Source organism: Streptomyces populi, assembly GCF_002911015.1.
Classification (GTDB): Bacteria; Actinomycetota; Actinomycetes; order Streptomycetales; family Streptomycetaceae; genus Streptomyces; species Streptomyces populi.
Genome location: NZ_KZ627005.1, coordinates 1 through 13,454, shown reverse-complemented (window position 1 = coordinate 13,454; position 13,454 = coordinate 1). Strand labels below are relative to the sequence as shown.

The window sequence follows — 13,454 nt, the reverse complement described above, 5'->3', positions numbered from 1 at the left end:
GGGGAGAAACACGCATGGCACCCGGCCTTCCTACCGCGATGGACCGACCGCACTTCATCGGCATCGGCGGCGCCGGGATGTCGGGCATCGCGAAGATCCTCGCGCAGCGTGGAGCCGTGGTCGCGGGCAGCGACTCCAAGGAGTCCGCCACCGCCGAGGCGCTGCGCGCGCTCGGCGCCACGGTCCACATCGGGCACGCGGCCGGCCACCTCGACCCCGAGGCCACCTGTGTCGTGGTCTCCTCCGCGATCCGCGCGGACAACCCGGAGCTCGCCCGCGCGGCCGAGCTCGGCATCCCGGTCGTCCACCGCTCGGACGCCCTCGCCCGCCTGATGGACGGCCTGCGCCCGATCGCGGTCGCCGGCACCCACGGCAAGACGACCACCACCTCGATGCTGGCCGTGTCCCTGTCCTCGCTCGGCCTCGCCCCGTCGTACGCCATCGGCGGCGACCTCGACGCCCCGGGCTCGAACGCCGTGCACGGCGAGGGCGAGATCTTCGTCGCCGAGGCGGACGAATCGGACCGCAGCTTCCACAAGTACGCGCCCGAGGTCGCGATCATCCTCAACGTCGAGCTCGACCACCACGCCAACTACGCGTCGATGGAAGAGATCTACGAGTCCTTCGAGACGTTCGTGGACCGGGTCACCGAGGGCGGCACGCTGGTGATCTCGGCGGACCACGAGGGCGCCCGCGAGCTGACCCGCCGTGTCACCGGCCGTGACGTGCGCGTGGTGACGTACGGCGACGCCGCCGACGCGGACGTGCGGGTGCTCTCGGTGGTCCCGCACGGCCTGAAGAGCGAGGTGACGGTCCTTCTGGACGGCGCCGAGCTGACGTTCACGGTCTCCGTCCCCGGCCGTCACTACGCCCACAACGCGGTGGCGGCGCTCGCCGCGGGTGTCGCCCTCGGCATCCCGGCCGCCGAGCTGGCCCCCGCCCTCGCCTCGTACACCGGCGTCAAGCGCCGCCTCCAGCTCAAGGGCGAGGCCGCCGGCGTCCAGGTCGTCGACTCCTACGCGCACCACCCGACCGAGATGACCGCCGACCTGGAGGCCATGCGGGCCGGGACCTCGGGCCGCATCCTCGTGGTCTTCCAGCCGCACCTCTTCTCCCGCACCCAGGAACTGGGCGAGGAGATGGGCGAGGCCCTGTCGCTGGCCGACTCCTCGGTCGTCCTGGACATCTACCCGGCCCGCGAGGACCCGATCCCCGGTGTCACCAGCGAGCTGATCATCCAGGCCGCGCGGACCGCGGGCGCGGAGGTGACGCCGGTCCACGACAAGGCCGAGGTCCCGTCCGTCGTCGCGGGAATGACGAAGCCCGGTGATCTCGTTCTCACCATGGGCGCCGGCGACGTGACGGACCTCGGACCGGAGATCCTCGCCCGCCTGGCCGAGTGACCATGGCCCCCCAGCGGGCCTCCTTGAACGTGAGGGGTTGAGCTTCATGTCGTACGACATCGAAAAGCCGGACGAGCAGTGGCGCGCGGAGCTGACCCCGGCCGAGTACGCGGTGCTGCGCCAGGCGGGCACCGAGCCCGCCTTCACCGGCGAGTACACCGACACCAAGGCGAAGGGCGTCTATTCCTGTCGCGCGTGCGGCGCCGAACTCTTCACCTCCACGGAGAAGTTCGCGTCGCACTGCGGCTGGCCGTCCTTCTACGACCCGAAGGACTCCGACGCCGTCGAGCTGCTCCAGGACCGTTCGCACGGAATGGTGCGGACGGAGGTGCGGTGCGCCCGCTGCGGGTCGCACCTCGGCCACGTCTTCGAGGGCGAGGGCTATCCGACGCCGACGGACCAGCGGTACTGCATCAACAGCATCTCGCTGCGGCTGACGCCGGACGAGGGCTGAACGTGACCGGACGACGCCCGTGACAGGGAGTTCCGCGCGGGCGTCATCACGTCTCACCGGGCCGCGTCCGTCCGGTCCCGCTCGGACCGGTTCCGGTCCGGGAACCGCTTCGGCGCTTTCCTCCGGCGAATCCTGGTCCCGCTCGGCCGTCCTTCGGACGACGCCGGGCGGGATCGCCGTGTTCCGGGCGGCGGCGCGGACGCCGCGGGCACGCGTTGTCCGTTCCGGTTCCCGAGGGGACGGTTCTCAGGTGGGGAACTCGCCGAGCCACCCGTGCTGGAGGAGGTGTCTGGGCAGATAGTCGGACTCGACCTCGACGGGGATGCCCCCGTCGTGGGCCAGGCACGCGACGGCCAGCGGCCCCAGGGCGATGCTGCCGTCGATGTCCGCGGACCGTTCCTCGCTCAAGGTCCAGTAGGCGCGGTGCAGTTTGAGCGCCTCGGCGAGAGCGGGGCCGAAGCCCTCCTCGTCCCTGCGCACGAAGTGGTAGAAGAGGCTGATCGGCGGGTGGAGGATTCCCTGGAGGAGGTCCGGGGGAGCGATCCGCGCCACCGCGGGATCCGACGCCTCGAACGTGGCGGTGAGCTTCTCCACCAGTCCCGGTCGCCGCAGCCAGTACGTCTGGAGCGTGTCCACCCAGTGGTGGACGTACTCGTCGTACTGTCCCTCCGGTGCGCGCAGGCGCTCCAGCGGAATCTCGCAGAGCTGCGTCATGCGGTCCTGTTCGCGGCAGATGACGGCCAGCCAGAACGCCTGGAGCCAGGTGCCCGCGTCAGCGGTGGAGAGGGGGCCGACAGCACGCAGGCCGCGCATCTCGCGGTCGATGCGGCACTCGACGGTGCCGTCGCTCACGCCGGTCACGGCGAACAGCGCGGAACCCAGCTGCATCGCCGTGACCGTGGCCTCCCACGTCTCCACCGCCGCTGCCTGCGGGTCGATGACACAGCGGGCCCGCAGGTTCAGGACCGACGTGCCGAACGTTCCGTCGATCGTGGACGCGGACTCCTCGAGCCGGTTGATTTCCCCGCTGACGTATCGGCCGAGCCGTTGCGCGTACTGTTCGGCCTCAGGTCCTGACGGCAGTCCGTGCCGGTCGATTCGTACGGTCACGGAAGGGCCCCTTGCTGGTGTCGAAACGGCGATACCTGTATCCGGTGTGTTTATCCGTGTTCTTTCTCGCCTTTGACGAATACGCATTCTAGCTTTCCCCGTCGAGCGCCTTTCGAAGGTTTCCGCCGGATCGAGCTCGTCGCGTCTCCCCGTGGCGTCGGCGATGTCGTAGAAGCATTCCCCGCGTTCCTCGCATTCCCGGGATGTCCGGCGACCGTTCGGAAGGGTGTGTCCGCCCCTCTTCCCGCTGTCGTTCACAGCACCTTGCGGTGCACCAGCGCCGAAAGGATCAGCGTGCCCGGGAGCAGGGGGATCCAGACCGTCAGGACGCGGTAGCCGATGACGGTGGCCGTCGACAGGCCCGTCGGGGCGCCCAGGGAGACCATGGTGAAGACCATGGCCGCGTCCACCGGTCCGATTCCGCCCGGTGCGGGCACGGCGCCGACGGCGGTACCGGCGATCAGCAGCGCGAACACCACCTGGGCCCATGACAGCGGCAGTCCGAGGGAGAAGCCGACCGCCGCGACCGTGCTCCCCTGGAGCACCGGGGCGACGGCCGAACCGCCCCAGAGGGCGAGTACGCGGCCGGGCCGGGTGTGCAGGATCCGTACGTCGGTCAGCGCGGTGCGGAGGAAGTCGGCGACCGGACGGCGCAGCGGGCGGACCGCCGCCAGCAGCAGGCCGACGGTCATGAGGCCGAGCACCGCGCTGCCCGCCGCCAGGACCAGCGTCCAGCGGTCCGGGGCGAGCGCGCCGAACCGGAGGGTGTCCCCGACGGCCACCAGGAAGACGATCAGCACCGGAATCCTCGCCACCGGCTTGACCAGCGAGTACAGGGCGAGCGAGGCGGTCGCGCGGGCCAGGGGTATGCCCCGGCCGCGCAGGAAGCGCAGGGTCACCGCGTGGGCGCCGATGCTCGCCGGCAGCACGTGGTTGGCGGCGCCCGCGGCCAGTTGCGACGCCAGCAGCAGGCCCGGCGGCAGCCGTTCCGGCAGAGCGCCCTGCCGTACGCACGCGGCGACCACCCAGCCCAGCAGGGTGAAGAGGAGACCGGCCAGCAGCCACCAGGGATCGGCGCCACCCAGCCGGGCCACGCCGTCGCCCACGGCGCACCGGTCCAGGGCCGCCCATGTCCCGATCAGCAGCAGGGGGAGCAGCGTCACCGCCAGGCGGGTGAGCCGCGTGAGGGACGTGAGGCGGGCGGTGGAAGGCGGGCGGGCGGTGGGTGGGGGGTGGGGCGAAGGGGGGTGGACGGCGCGAGGCGCGTCGCCGGGTGTCGGTGCAGGTGCCGCTGTGGTCGCGGTGGCGGGGAGGCTGTCGAGCGGAGGCATGGACACGGCGCACGTCGTCCTTCCGCGTCACGCCCGGGTACGGACGGACGGATCCGAGGCGATGCAACGGGGACGGGGGAAACGTGCCCGTCCGGTGTGACGCCACGGTGTCCGGGAGGGGAAGGGGGACCAGCGCCTGAGCGACACGGCCGCGGGCGCCGGTCCCACGGGCGGACGTGCGCCGACCGGGTGCTGCGGGTTCGCCCGCGGGTGGTGGGTGTCGGGTCCGGGTGGTGCGGGTTCGTCCTCGGGCGGCGGGCGGCGGGCGGCGGGCGGCGGGCGGCGGGCAGTGAGTGGTGGGCGGCGAGGGGTGGGAGTCCGTTCTCGGGCGGAGCGGGCCCGCAGGTCCGGGGCGCCGGGGGAGCGGTCCGGTCGCCGTGCGGGCCGCGGCCTTCGTGCGAAGCCGTGACCGGCGCCGGGGATCCGGCGAGTCGCCGCCCGTGACACCCGGGCGCACCCGATCCTGGCCTGAAGCGCGGCCCCGGACTCCCCGGCCGGGGCCGCGCGCCCACCGCTGCTCCCGTGCCGCCCCGGAACCTACGGAGAACCATGGACGCCGACAGCAACCCCCGCGCGGACGACGGCGGCGACGAGGAGCCGAGGGGCGCGAGGGACACGGGGGACGGTGACACCGCCCGTCCCGGCGGCCGCGGCGGCACCGGCGACAGCGGGGGAGACCGCGCCGGTTCCCCCGTCCAGGCCCGTGCCGCCACGCTCCTGCGCCGTCCGAAGCTGTGGCTGGTGCCCACCGTGCTGACGGGGCTGCTCGCCCTGCTGCTGTCGCTGCTCTACATGGGCGGCATCGTCAACCCGAACGGACACCTGCGCCACCTGCCGATCGGTCTGGTCGACGAGGACACCGGCGCACCGCCTCCGGGGCAGCGGCAGAACGTGGGCGCCCAGGTCACCGCCGCCATCGCCGCGAGCGACACCTCTGGCGCGGCGGGCTGGCGCAGGCTCACCCGCGCGCAGGCCCAGGACCAGCTCGCCTCCGGAAAGATCTACGGCGCCCTCGTCGTCCCCGCGGACTTCACGGCCTCCGTGACCGCCCTGACCACGGCGAACGCCACCGTCCGGCCCACCATGACGGTGCTGACCAACCCCGGCATGGGCAGCCTCGGCTCGTCCCTCGCGAGCAGGATCACGACGGCCGCGGCCCAGCAGACCTCCGCGACCATCGGGAAGCAGCTGACGGCGTCCCCGGTGACCGCGAAGGCGGACTCCACCACCAAGCTGCTCCTCGCCGACCCCGTCCAGGTCGTCACCCGCGTCGGGCACCCCATCGGCGCGCACAGCGGTCTCGGGCTGAGCGCGTTCTACTACACCCTGCTCCTGGTGCTGGCCGGGTTCCTCGGCGGCAACCTCATCAGCACCGGCGTCGACACGGCCCTCGGCTACGCCGACAACGAGATCGGCCCCTGGCACACCCGCCGTCCGACCGTGCCGATCGACCGCACCCAGACCCTGCTCCTGAAGATGGTCATGACCGCCGGGATCACCGTGCTCACGGTCTCCCTGGTCATGCTGGCCACCGTCGCGGTCCTGGGCATGGACGCCACGCACCTGCCGCTGCTGTGGATCTACTCCTACTGCGCGAGCCTCGCCGTCGGACTGGGCGTCCAGGCGATCAACGCGGCGTTCGGCGGGATCGGCCAGCTCGTGTCCATGTTCGTGTTCATCGTGCTGGGCCTGCCGTCCTCGGGCGCCACCGTCCCGCTCCAGGCGGTCCCCGGCTTCTACCGCTTCCTGTCCGTCTTCGAGCCCATGCGCCAGCTCAGCGACGGGGTGCGCGCCATCCTCTTCTTCGACGCGCGGGCCGACGCCGGGCTCGGCCGCGCCTGGCTCATGATCGCCATCGGCACCGTGCTCGCCCTCGTCTTCGGTTTCGCGATGACCCGCTACTACGACCGCAAGGGCCTGCACCGGCTGACTCCCCAGCCGCCCGCCCACCCGGCCACCCGTCCCGCGGCGTCCGCCTGACCGGGCCGGCGGTCCCGGTGGGTCCCGCCCCTCAGGCCATGTGCCCCAGGAGCGCGGTGACCGCGGGCGGGGTGTCGCCGCGGGGGTGGACCATCATGATCTTCCAGTGCGGCGCGTGCCGCGCGAACGCGTGGGTGACGAGATCGGGGAACCGGCCCGCGATCGAGGCGGGCATGACGCAGACGCCCAGGTCGCTCCGGACGAGTTCGGCCGCGGTGACGATGTCGTCGACCTCGAGGGCCGTCTCCCGTTCCACACCGGCGGCACGGAACGCCCGGTCCACGCACAGACGGATCGCCCAGTCCGGGGTGAAGTCCACCAGCGGCAGCCGGGCGGCCCCGGCGAGGGTGACCGTGCCGTCCGGGCCGGTTCCGGTGAGCGCCCGCGGCGGGGCGGACACCAGCACCATCTCCTCGTACGACAGCAGCCGGGTCACCAGACCGCGCTGCTGCCCCCGGTCGAGCGCGACCACGGCCAGGTCGAGGGTGCCCTCGCGCAGTCCGTGCCGGACGTCGGCCAGGGACGCCTGCCGCAGCCGTACCGTCACGCCGGGATGCTCGGCCCGCAGCGCGGCCAGCGGCCGGTGGAGGTCGGCCCAGACCCCCTGGGCCATGCCGATGGTGACCCTGCCCCGCAGCTTTCCCCGGACCAGGTCGACGGCCGCCCGCGCCTGCTCCGCCGCCCGCAACGCGGCGCGCGCCGCCGGGACGAAGACCTCGCCCGCCGGGGTCAGGAACACCCGGTGCGTGGTGCGGTCGAACAGGGAGGTGCCCAGCTCCCGCTCCAGTGCGAGGACGGTGCTCGACACGGCGGACTGCACCACGTGCAGCCGCTGGGCCGCCGCGGTGAAACCGCCCGCCTCGGCCACCGTGACCACGACCTCCATCTGCCGCAGATCCATCTCCACTCCCGGGGCAGCAGCCCGTCTTCGACCGAGATCCCGTCCTGTACCGATTGTCCCAGGCCGTGATCGGCCGCGGGGTGCGCGCTCACGTCCCGCGGACGCCGTTGCGCATCTCCCGCGGGCTCACTCCGAAGCGCTGCCGGAAGGCGGTGCTCAGGGCGCTCGCCGACGAGAACCCCGAGGCGTGGGCCAGGTCGGTGATGGTCAGGTGCTCGCAGTCGCCGCACCGGAGCCGTTCGCGGACCAGGCGCAGCCGCTCCTCGCGGATCAGGTCGCGGGGGGTGGTGCCGGCGTGCTGGAGGGCCAGCTGGACCTGGCGCAGCGACCAGCCGAGGGAACGGGCCACGGACGTACCGGTGAGGCCGGGGTCGGCCGCGTTCTCGCGGACGTGGCGGCGCACCACCGCCTCCACGTCGGACAGGTGGCGGGCGCCGCCGGGGCGGTCGTCGCCGGTGGTGAGCATGCACAGCAGCTCCACCACGCGGTCGGACACGGCGTCGAACTGGGCGTCGGTGAGGTCGTCGCGCTCGGCGTGCAGACCGTCGAGCATCGAGCGGACGACACGGCCGAGGCCCCTGCTCAGGTCCAGGCCGGTGGCCAGCGGTGACTTGCGGTTCAGCGGGCCGTCCAGCTCGCGGGCCGGGATCGTGAGGACGAACGCCTGGGTGGAGGGGTCCTGGAGGCACTGGAAGGGCGACGTGAAGGAGACGAGCGTGCCCGTCCCCGGGGTCAGCCGTGCCTCGCGGCCGTCCTGGCGCAGGACGATCCGTCCGGTCAGCGGCAGCAGCAGCCGGTAGTCCCCGTCGGGATCCTCACGGATCTGCCGCGCCGTCCTGCTGTACTCGATCCCGTCCGACCGGAACCTGACGAGCTGATACGTCCCGGTGCGCTGACGGATCGTCTCGCCGCGGAAGTCGTCGGTGCGGCCGTACCGGTACCCCATCCGGGACTGGTACGACCCGATGTGCTCGCTCCAGAAGTCGGCCCGCTCGGCCGGCTCCACCGCGTCCGTCGACCGGGCTTCCACCAGGTAGTTCCCCGTGGGCAAGGCCACCATCGACTCCCGTGCGGGTGAGGGCAGTTACGCGGTGTCAGCCTAGTGCACACAGCCGGTGCGCATGGGGGCAACTTCCTTGCGCGCGAGGGAAAGCGCGGACGCCGGTGCGCGGCTACCGTCATGCGCCCCGCCAACTCGCTCACCGTCCCTCACTTTTCCTGCTCCTGACCCAGCAATGCCGTCGTTGCACAAGAGGACTTGAGGACCATGACCGAACGGATACCGGAGGCCGCGTCCTGGTGCCTGGCCGTCGGCCTGCTCGCCGTCACCGTGCTGCTGCTGCGCCGGCGCGGGATCGGCGAGCGGCAGCGCCGACGGATCGACGAGCTCACGGAGGACCTGCGGGCCCGTGACGAGGAGCTGCGCCATCTGGCCGAGGTCCGCCTGCCCGCCCTGGAGGACACCCCCCACCGGCATGCCGCCACGGATGTCCCGGACACCGGCCTGTCCGGCACCCGGCTGGCCGGCACGGACTTCGCGAAGCACCTCGACGCCGTCCTCGAGCGCTTCTCGGAAGCGGTGGGACACGCGCAGGCGCGCGCCGACCGGTCCGCGAAGTCCGCGCTCAAGGCGTCGATGCGTTCGATCCAGGCCCTCGCCAACGAGCAGCAGGTGTCCATCGCCGAGATGCAGGACCGGCACGACCACCCCGACGTCCTGCGCGACCTCCTCGAGATCGACCACACCAATGCCCAGTTCGGGCGTCGCGCCCAGGCGATCGCCGTCCTGTGCGGCTCCTGGCCCGGACGGCAGCGCAGCGCTTCCGCGCTGACCGAGGTGGTGCGGGGCGCGACCTCCCGCGTCCGGGACTACCGGCGCGTCCGCGTCAACGGACAGGTCGACGTCGCCGTCGAGAGCCGCGCCGTCGAGCCGGTGGTCCTCGCCGTCGCCGAACTGCTGGACAACGCGGCACGCCACTCGCAGCCCGACACCACCGTCGAGGTCACCGTCCAGCCGGCGCACAACGGTGCCTGCGTGGTCATCGACGACGCCGGTGTCGGCATGGACGGCGGGACGGTCGAGCGGGCGGCCGGGCTGCTGACCGGCCGCGACCTGGTGGACGTGACCCGGCTCGACGACCCTCCGCAGTTCGGCTTCGCCGTCGTCGGCGTACTCGCCGCACGGTACGGGTTCGGCGTCTCGGTGGACACCCGGTCCCCGTACGGCGGTGTCCGGGCGGTGGTGTTCCTGCCGACGGCGCTCCTCACGCACCCGGCCCCGGCCGGGGAGACGCCCCCGCGGGCCGAAGCCGCGCGGCCGGCCGGCCGGACCGCGCCCGCGCGGCCGGTGCTCCCCACCCGGCGGGCGGCCGAACCCGTCGGGGCGACCACGGCCGGCGGCCTGCCGAAACGGCGGCGCCGCGCCCCGCAGCAGCAACCGGGTCCCGGGGAGCGGCCCGCCGCCGTGCCCGCTGAGGACGTCAGCGCCCGCTCGGCCGAGGAGAACGCCCGGCGCATGGGCGCGTTCGCCCGCGGCACCCGTTTCGGCCGCGCGGAGCGGGACACCACCGGCACTCCGGCCGCCCCGCGGCCCCCGGACACCCCCGCGGGCCCCGAGGCCCTCCCGTCGGCCGACGGCCCCGTGACGTCGGCCGACGCCCCCGCGGCGGAGACGAGCGCCCCCGTGACGTCGTACGGAACACCCCATCCGATCGAAGGGAGCACACAGGGATGACCGCGCCCATGACCAACGAGCTGGGGTGGATGCTCGACGAGGTCCTGAAGGTGCCGGAAGCGCGGCACGCGATCCTGCTGTCCGCCGACGGCATGCTCCGCGCCCACTCCGCGGACATCGGCCGGGACGACGCCGAGCGGCTGGCCGCCGGGCTGTCCGGAGTGCAGTCGATCAGCCGCGGCACCGCCGAGTTCTGCGGCAGCCCGGACACGCCCTGGCGGCAGACCCTGATCGAGTTCGCGCACGGGTACGTCTTCCTCGTCGCCGCGGGAGAGGGCACCCACCTCGCGGTGTCCACGACCGGGGACGTCGACATGGAGGCGGTCACCTACCGCATGCACAAGATGGTCGACCGGCTCGGCAAAGAGCTGGCCAGCCCCGCCCGGCGGGACACCGGCAGCCCGGCATGACACCCCCCGGACGCCGTCCCGGGGAGCGGCTGGTGCGGTCCTACGTCGTCACCGGCGGCCGCTCGCAGCCCTCGTGCGACACCCTCGACCTCGTCACGCTGCTGATCGCGGCCGACGGCCCGCCGCCGACCGCGCCGGACCCCGAGAAGCGGCGGCTGATGGAGCTGTGCCGGCCCGGGGCCCTGTCACTGGCCGAGGTGGCGGGCCATCTGGAGCTGCCCGTCAGCGTCACCAGAGTGCTGGTCGCCGACCTGATGGACAGCGGTCACCTCGTCACCCGCGCGCCGGTCCCCTCCGCCGGACCGCCGTCCGACGCCCGCTTCCTCAGGGAGGTGCTCGATGGACTGCGCTCCCGCCTCTGAGACGGTGTATCTGCCCGAGGGCGTGCGCACCGCCGTGAAGTTGCTGGTCGTGGGTCCCTTCGCTGTCGGCAAGACCACGTTCGTCGGCGCGCTGTCCGAGATACGCCCGCTGCGCACCGAGGAGGTCATGACCCGGGCCGGGGCGCTCGTGGACGACTTGGCGGGCACCCGGGACAAGACCACGACCACGGTCGCCCTCGACTTCGGCCGCGTCACCCTCGGCGGCACCCTGGTCCTCTACCTGTTCGGCGCCCCGGGGCAGCGGCGTTTCACCGGACTCTGGCGGGACCTGACGCGCGGAGCGCTCGGCGCTCTCGTCCTCGCCGACACCCGGCACCTGGAACGGTCCTTCGACGTCATGGGAATGCTGGAGGAGTCGGAGCTGCCCTACGCCGTCGCCCTGAACGAGTTCGACGGCACACCCGGGTACGGCCTCGACGAGGTGCGCGAGGCCCTCGACCTGCTGCCCTCCACACCGCTGCTGCGCTGCGACGCCCGCGACCGGGTCTCCGCCACCGAGACGCTGATCGCCCTCGTCACCCATCTGCTGGCCCGCACCGGCGAACCGGAGGAAGCGTGAACGCCGTACCGTCTTCCGGCCGCCCGGCCCGTCAGCCCCTGTACGGACCGGAGTTCGCGGCCGATCCCGCCGCGGTCTACCGACGGCTGCGGGCGTTCGGACCGACCGCGCCCGTCGAACTCGCCCCCGGCGTCCGGGCCACCCTCGTCACCGGGTACGACGCGGCGCTGCACGTCCTGCGCAGCCCGGAGACCTTCTCCAAGGACCCGCGGCACTGGAGGGACCTCGCCGACGGAACCGTCCCGCCGGACAGCCCGGTCGTCCCGATGATGATGTACCGGCCCAGCGCCCTGTTCACCGACGGCGAGGAGCACGGCCGGCTGCGGGGTGCCGTCACCGACACGCTCGCCCGGGTCGAGGCCGGCACGCTGCGCGGCTACGCGGAACGCAGCGCCGACACCCTCATCGACCGGTTCGCGCCGCTCGGCGCGGCGGATCTGCTCGGCGAGTACGCCCAGGTCCTGCCGCTGCTCGTCTTCGACCACCTCTTCGGCTGCCCCGCCGGGCACGGCGTCCGGCTGGTCGAGGGCATGTCCGGGATGTTCGACGGGGTGGACGCCGGGAAGGCGTACGAACTGCTCGTCGCCACCCTGGCCGACCTGGTCGAGCTGAAGCGGCGCCGGCCGGCCCCCGACGTGACGTCCTGGCTCATGGAACACCCGGCCGCGTTGACCGACGAGGAGCTGGTCCACACCCTCGCCGTGCTGATGGGCGCCGGTACCGAACCGCAGCAGAACCTGATCGCGAACGGTCTGCGCCTGCTGCTGTCCGACGACCGCTTCGCGGGCGACCTGTCCGGCGGCACCCTGCCGGTCGAGGACGCCCTCGACGAGGTCCTCTGGACCGACCCGCCGATCGCGAACTACGCCGTGCACTACCCGCGGTACGACGTCGTGTACGAGGGCACGCTGCTGCGCGCGGGCGATCCGCTGGTGGTGAGCCTCGCCGCCGCGAACACGGACCCGGCGCAGGCGGGCCGTCGGCACCCGGGCAACAGGGCCCACCTGGCCTGGAGCGCCGGTCCGCACACCTGTCCCGCACGGGGGCCGGCCCGGCTGATCGCGTCCGTCGCGGTCGAGAAACTCCTGGACCGGATCCCCGGCATCGAACCGGCGGTTCCCGTGGAGGAGCTCCGGTGGCGTCCCGGCCCGTTCCATCGCGCGCTCGTCGCGCTGCCGGTGGGCTTCCCGCCCGCACCGGTCGTCGGGCGGTCCGGGGGCGGACGTGCCGAGGGCGCGCCGCGGTCGCCGTCCGGGCCTTTCCCGCCGTCCGTCACGGAATCCCCGGCGCCCGAGCCCGGCCGCCCGCGGAGCGTCCGGGCGCGGACGGCGGCCTGGTGGCGCGGGGAGTGACCCCGTACCCGGGCGGGTTCCCGGAGACCCGGGAGCCACGGTTTCCCGGGACCCGGGGCTCCGGCCCCGGGAAACCGGCCCGGGAGATCAGGAAAGGCGGACCGGCAGTGAGCGGTGGCCGTTGGAGATGAAGGAGTCCACCGGCCTCAGCTCCTCCTCCGGGACCGCGAGCCGGAGGTCCGGGAAGCGTTCGAACAGGGCCGGAAGCGCGATCCGGGCCTCCAGGCGGCCCAGCGGGGCCCCCAGGCAGTGGTGCACCCCGTGACCGAAGGCGAGGTGCTCCTTGTCGGCGCGGGTGACGTCGAACAGCTCGGCGTCCTTGCCGTGGCGTTCGGGGTCGCGCCCGGCGGCGGCGTACGCGGCGAGGATCGCCTCGCCCTCGGCGATCACGGTCCCGTCGGGGCCGCCGAGTTCGGACAGGGCGATGTCCTCGACGGCGTAGCGCAGCGGGAGGCTCGCGACCGGCGCGTCCGCGCGCAGGCTCTCCTCGACGACGTCGTCCCAGCCAGCGCGGCCCTCCCGGACGTGCGCGAGCTGTTCGGGACGGCTGAGGAGGGCGTGCACGGCGTTGTCGATGAGGTTGACCGTGGTCTCGTGACCGGCACTGATCATGAGGGTCAGGGTGTCCAGCAGTTCCTGTTCGCTGAGCGCGCCGTCGTCCCGGTCGTCGCGGGCCGCGATGAGACCGGAGGTCAGATCGTCGCCGGGGGAGGTCCGCTTGGCGGCGACGAGTTCGGTCAGGACGGCGACCAGCCGGCCGTAGGCGGCCGTCATCTCGCCCGGGTCGGCGGAGGTGTGGAACAAGTGGTCCACCAGCTCGCGGAGTTCGGGAGCCCG

Annotated in this window: 13 protein-coding genes; 8 read left to right on the top strand and 5 right to left on the bottom strand. The window is 73.3% G+C overall.

The features are described 5' to 3' along the window. The first annotated feature begins 14 nt into the window (after positions 1–14). Both murC and msrB read left to right on the top strand, forming a co-directional pair. Positions 15–1,403 carry a UDP-N-acetylmuramate--L-alanine ligase gene (gene murC, locus CW362_RS40035; protein WP_103554511.1) on the top strand — a complete coding sequence of 463 codons (1,389 nt, stop codon included), beginning with the start codon at positions 15–17 and terminating at the stop codon, positions 1,401–1,403. Positions 1,404–1,449: 46 nt separating this feature from the next. Beyond that, positions 1,450–1,857 (top strand): peptide-methionine (R)-S-oxide reductase MsrB, encoded by a 408-nt coding sequence (msrB, locus tag CW362_RS40030; protein WP_103554510.1) that lies wholly within the window; start codon positions 1,450–1,452, stop codon positions 1,855–1,857. A gap of 246 nt (positions 1,858–2,103) precedes the next feature. Here msrB and CW362_RS40025 read toward each other — a convergent pair whose 3' ends face one another. After that, the gene (locus tag CW362_RS40025) at positions 2,104–2,967 is read right to left on the bottom strand and encodes an immunity 49 family protein (protein WP_103554509.1); all 864 of its coding nucleotides are present in this window, start codon (positions 2,965–2,967) and stop codon (positions 2,104–2,106) included. A gap of 254 nt (positions 2,968–3,221) precedes the next feature. Continuing rightward, positions 3,222–4,130 carry a lysylphosphatidylglycerol synthase transmembrane domain-containing protein gene (locus CW362_RS40020; protein ID WP_376452389.1) on the bottom strand — a complete coding sequence of 303 codons (909 nt, stop codon included), beginning with the start codon at positions 4,128–4,130 and terminating at the stop codon, positions 3,222–3,224. A gap of 717 nt (positions 4,131–4,847) precedes the next feature. Here CW362_RS40020 and CW362_RS40015 point away from each other — a divergent pair. Next, positions 4,848–6,278 carry a YhgE/Pip domain-containing protein gene (locus CW362_RS40015; RefSeq protein WP_103554508.1) on the top strand — a complete coding sequence of 477 codons (1,431 nt, stop codon included), beginning with the start codon at positions 4,848–4,850 and terminating at the stop codon, positions 6,276–6,278. A gap of 31 nt (positions 6,279–6,309) precedes the next feature. Here the strand turns inward: CW362_RS40015 and CW362_RS40010 are convergent, their stop codons facing one another. Then, positions 6,310–7,179 (bottom strand): LysR family transcriptional regulator, encoded by an 870-nt coding sequence (locus CW362_RS40010; RefSeq protein ID WP_103554507.1) that lies wholly within the window; start codon positions 7,177–7,179, stop codon positions 6,310–6,312. Positions 7,180–7,267: 88 nt separating this feature from the next. Continuing rightward, on the bottom strand, positions 7,268–8,239 hold the full coding sequence (locus CW362_RS40005) for an AraC-like ligand-binding domain-containing protein (RefSeq protein WP_206301210.1): 972 nt from the start codon (positions 8,237–8,239) through the stop codon (positions 7,268–7,270). Between the two features lie 207 nt (positions 8,240–8,446). On the opposite strand from CW362_RS40005, the gene CW362_RS40000 reads away from it, so the two are divergent. From CW362_RS40000 to CW362_RS39980, 5 genes are read left to right on the top strand one after another with little or no spacing between them, the layout of a single operon-like run. After that, on the top strand, positions 8,447–9,913 hold the full coding sequence (locus CW362_RS40000; RefSeq protein WP_103554506.1) for an ATP-binding protein: 1,467 nt from the start codon (positions 8,447–8,449) through the stop codon (positions 9,911–9,913). Then, positions 9,910–10,323, top strand: a complete 414-nt coding sequence (locus CW362_RS39995; protein WP_103554505.1) for a roadblock/LC7 domain-containing protein — start codon at positions 9,910–9,912, stop codon at positions 10,321–10,323. The genes CW362_RS40000 and CW362_RS39995 overlap by 4 nt, the downstream gene beginning before the upstream one ends. Beyond that, entirely contained in the window at positions 10,320–10,685 is a 366-nt protein-coding gene (locus CW362_RS39990; protein WP_167455663.1) for a DUF742 domain-containing protein, read from the top strand. The genes CW362_RS39995 and CW362_RS39990 overlap by 4 nt, the downstream gene beginning before the upstream one ends. After that, positions 10,663–11,265 carry a GTP-binding protein gene (locus CW362_RS39985; RefSeq protein ID WP_103554503.1) on the top strand — a complete coding sequence of 201 codons (603 nt, stop codon included), beginning with the start codon at positions 10,663–10,665 and terminating at the stop codon, positions 11,263–11,265. The genes CW362_RS39990 and CW362_RS39985 overlap by 23 nt, the downstream gene beginning before the upstream one ends. Continuing rightward, on the top strand, positions 11,262–12,617 hold the full coding sequence (locus CW362_RS39980; protein WP_240658304.1) for a cytochrome P450: 1,356 nt from the start codon (positions 11,262–11,264) through the stop codon (positions 12,615–12,617). The genes CW362_RS39985 and CW362_RS39980 overlap by 4 nt, the downstream gene beginning before the upstream one ends. Before the next feature lie 87 nt (positions 12,618–12,704). Here the strand turns inward: CW362_RS39980 and CW362_RS39975 are convergent. Continuing rightward, a partial coding sequence (locus tag CW362_RS39975) for a cytochrome P450 (protein ID WP_162684393.1) occupies positions 12,705–13,454 on the bottom strand: 750 nt, incomplete at its 5' end.